Raw genomic sequence first — 3,507 nt, 5'->3', positions numbered from 1 at the left:
GCGGTGGACGCCGGGGCCGCCCGGATCCCCGCCGGCAGCAGCGAGGCCCCGCCCTCCCGCAGCGCCCGGGCGGCCCCGGCGTCCACCGCGATCTCCCCGGCCGGCTTGGGGAGTTGGTACAGCCAGAGCTTCTGCCCGCTGTAGCGGCGCTGCCCCGCCGCGAAGAAGGTGCCCACCGGCTCACCGCGCAACGCCTGCAGCACCGCCCCGGGGCGGGTGCCCGGAAGCAGCAGCATGGGGATCCCGGCGGCCTGGGCCTTCTCGGCGGCCAGCAGCTTGCTGCGCATGCCCCCGGTCCCCACCCCGTTGGGGTCGGCCCCGGCCATCCGCAGCACCTCGGCGTCCACGCGCTCGACGTAGGGCACCGGGCGGGCGTGGGGGTTGTGGCGGGGGTCGGCGTCGTAGAGGGCCTCGATGTCGGAGAGGATGACCAGGAGGTCGGCGCCCACCAGCGAGGCGATGAGGGCGGAGAGCTGGTCGTTGTCGCCGAACTTGATCTCCTCCACCATCACCGTGTCGTTCTCGTTGATCACCGGCACGATGCCCCACTCCAGCAGCGTCTCGAGGGTGTGGCGGGCGTTGAGGTAGCGGTGGCGGTGGGCGAGGTCCTCGGCGGTGAGCAGGATCTGGGCCACCCGCAGGTCGTACCAGGCCAGCGCCTGCTCCCACAACTGCATCAGCACCGGCTGCCCCACGGCCGCCGCCGCCTGCTTGCCGGGCATGGTCTTAGGCCGGGACTTCAGCCCCAGCCGGGCGACCCCCGTCGCCACCGCCCCCGACGACACCAGCACCACCTCGCGCCCTTCGGCGCGCAGCCGGGCGACCTGCTCGGCGATGGCGATCTGCCTCGAGCGCCCCTCCTTGCCGCTGAGCACCGCGCTCCCCACCTTGAGCACGACGCGGCGGTACTGCGGCAGGGGAAGGGGGGTGCGCTCCGGCGTCATCCTGAACCCAGGATAACACCCGTTTTCGGCCTGCTGAACGCCTGCGCTATGACCTGAGTCAGGATTGTCGCCCCGTCCAACTTGCCCATGGGTATTCTGCGGTCTCTGGTACGATGGGGCGTACGGGAGGGAAACCGTGAAACGTATTCCGTTGGTCGCGCTAGCTATGGGCTTGTTGATGCTTCTTACCGCATGCCCGATGAACAAACCCCCTACCATTGGCTCCTTTAGCCGCACCCCCAGCTCGGGCCCCGCCCCTCTCCAGGTGACTTTTTCATGGAGTATCTCTGATCCTGATGGCAACGCGCTGACCTGCAAGCTGGACGTGAACAACGACGGCACCTTCGAGTACACCCTCAGCAACTGCACCTCCAGCTCGACGCGCCAGCACACCTACAACGCCGCGGGCAGCTACGTCGCCAAGCTCGTCGTCAGCGACCCCAGCGGCCTGGAAGATAGCGCGACCGTATCGATCACCGTGAACCCGCCCGCCGATGACCCCTACGACATCACGCTGCGCTTCACCGGCAGCCCCACCCCCAGCCAGCAGGCCGCCTTCGAGGCGGCGGCGGCCAAGTGGGAGCAGGTCATCACCCAGGGCTTCGCCAGCACCAACCTCACCATCCCCGCCAACGACTGTGAGGACGGGTTCTCCGCCTTCAACGGCTCCGTCGACGACATCCTCATCGACGCCGCCGTGGTGCCCATCGACGGGCCGGGCCAGATCCTGGGGCAGGCCGGGCCGTGCTACGACCGCAACCCCGACCGCCTCACCCTCTACGGCATCATGATGTTCGACTCCGCCGACCTCGCGCAGCTCGAGGCCGACGGCCAGCTCGACGAGGTGATCTTCCACGAGATGGGCCACGTGCTGGGCATCGGCACGCTGTGGAACTGGCAGCGCAGCCTGCTCGCCGGCGCGGGCACCAGCGACCCGCGCTTCGTGGGCGCCAACGCGGTGCGCGAGTGGCAGGCGCTGGGCGGCGCCGGCAACGTCCCCGTCGAGAACACCGGCGGGGCCGGGACCCGCGACAGCCACTGGCGGGAGTCGGTCTTCAACAACGAGGTCATGACCGGCTACCTCGACAGCGGGGCCAACCCCCTGAGCCGGGTGACGATCGGCTCCTTGCAGGACCTGGGCTACACGGTCAACTACGCCGCCGCCGACCCCTACGCCCTGCCGGGGCTCAAGGCCTCGAGCGCCGCCAAGACCCCGCTCAACATCATCCTGCTCAAGCCCAAGGGCACGGTGCAGTAACCCGGACCGCTTCGAACCCGGGGCCGTATCGGCCCCGGGTTTCCGCTTATAATCCCTTCGCATGGCGCTCTATGCCGTGGATAAACCCCTGGGCCTGACCTCCCACGACGTGGTGGACCTGGCCCGCCGCCACCTGGGCACGCGCCGGGTGGGCCACACCGGCACCCTCGACCCCCTGGCCTCGGGGGTGCTGATCCTGGCGAGCGAGGCCTCGACCAAGCTGGTGCCCTACTTATCGGCTGAGGACAAGGAGTACCTGGCGTGGGTGTCCTTCGGGGCCACCACGCCCACCCTCGACGCCGAGGAGCCCCCGCCCTCGGCGGAGCCCGTGCCCTTCGGGCGCAAGGACGTCGAGGCGGCCCTGCCCCACTTCCTGACCCTCACCGAGCAACTGCCCCCGGCCTACTCGGCGGTGAAGGTCGGGGGGGTGCGGGCGTACGAGGCGGCGCGCAAGGGGCACGAGCTCGAGCTCGCCCCCCGCCCGGTGCGCTACATCGGCCTCGAGCTGCTGGCCTTCGACCCCGCCCCCGCGCCCTACCGAATCGGCCCCACCGTCAACGGCTGGAGCCTACAGGAGAAGGGGCGGAAGGTCGAGCTGCCGCGGCTCGAGGGGGCCTTCCCCACCGCGGTGATCCGGGTGGTGGTGGGCTCGGGCACCTACATCCGCTCCTTCGCCCGCGACCTGGGCGAGCGCCTGGGCAGCAAGGCCTTCCTGTCGGGCCTGGTGCGCACGCGGGTGGGCAACGTGGGCCTCGAGCGCTGCCAGGACCCCCGCGCCATCGACCCCAAGCAGACCCTGGGCGAGCTCGAGGCCCTCTCCTGCCCGGTGGTCGAGCTCTCCCACGCCGAGGCCCGCAAGGTGCTCGAGGGCATCCCCCTCCCCATCCCCGCCCGGGGCGTGGTGGCCCTGGTAGACCGCCACCGCCGGCTGCTCGCGGTCGCCGAGGGGGACGGGTTCAAGCTGAAGATCCGGCGGGTGTTCAAGGGGGAGGGGTAGGCTGGGCGCGGGTCGTGCGTTTTAGGCCGTACGTCCTACGTCGTACGACGTACGCAAGACGCAAGACGCCTTGGCCCTGGGTCCTCGACGAGCCACACGCCACGGGCCTCCCGCTGATCGCTGACCGCTTAAGCTATACCCATGTCCTGGAAAGACGCTTACCAGCGCCTGAGCTTTGCCGAGCCCGAGGAGGGGGTTCTCGAGGTCATCCTCTCGAGCCCCGGCCGTCTCAACGCCGCCGACGCCGAGATGCACCGCGAGATGGCTTACGTCTGGCGCGACATCGACGCCGACGAGAGCATAAACGC

General features: G+C 70.2%; 3 protein-coding genes. 2 read left to right on the top strand and 1 reads right to left on the bottom strand.

Going from position 1 to position 3,507, the window contains the following annotated elements; all coding sequences use genetic code 11:
- On the bottom strand, positions 1–944 hold a 944-nt coding region (proB, locus tag Mterra_RS19810), incomplete at its 3' end, for a glutamate 5-kinase (protein WP_119316683.1).
- A 166-nt stretch (positions 945–1,110) separates the two neighbouring features.
- On the opposite strand from proB, the gene Mterra_RS19805 reads away from it, so the two are divergent.
- Positions 1,111–2,202: a leishmanolysin-related zinc metalloendopeptidase gene (locus tag Mterra_RS19805; protein ID WP_119316682.1), complete on the top strand. Its 1,092-nt coding sequence runs from the start codon at positions 1,111–1,113 to the stop codon at positions 2,200–2,202.
- Positions 2,203–2,263: 61 nt separating this feature from the next.
- Positions 2,264–3,199: a tRNA pseudouridine(55) synthase TruB gene (gene truB / locus Mterra_RS19800; RefSeq protein ID WP_119316681.1), complete on the top strand. Its 936-nt coding sequence runs from the start codon at positions 2,264–2,266 to the stop codon at positions 3,197–3,199.
- Positions 3,200–3,507 lie beyond the last annotated feature (308 nt).

It is taken from the genome of Calidithermus terrae (genome assembly GCF_003574345.1).
Lineage (GTDB): Bacteria > Deinococcota > Deinococci > Deinococcales > Thermaceae > Calidithermus > Calidithermus chliarophilus.
Note: the sequence above shows the minus strand (reverse complement) of the source record. Positions and strands in the feature narration are given on the sequence as shown.

Bases quoted from the DNA above. Each gene is read 5' to 3' on its own strand.
- Mterra_RS19805 (WP_119316682.1), top strand. From the start codon at position 1,111: ATGGGCTTGTTGATGCTTCTTACCGCATGCCCGATGAACAAACCCCCT.
- truB (WP_119316681.1), top strand. From the start codon at position 2,264: ATGGCGCTCTATGCCGTGGATAAACCCCTGGGCCTGACCTCCCACGAC.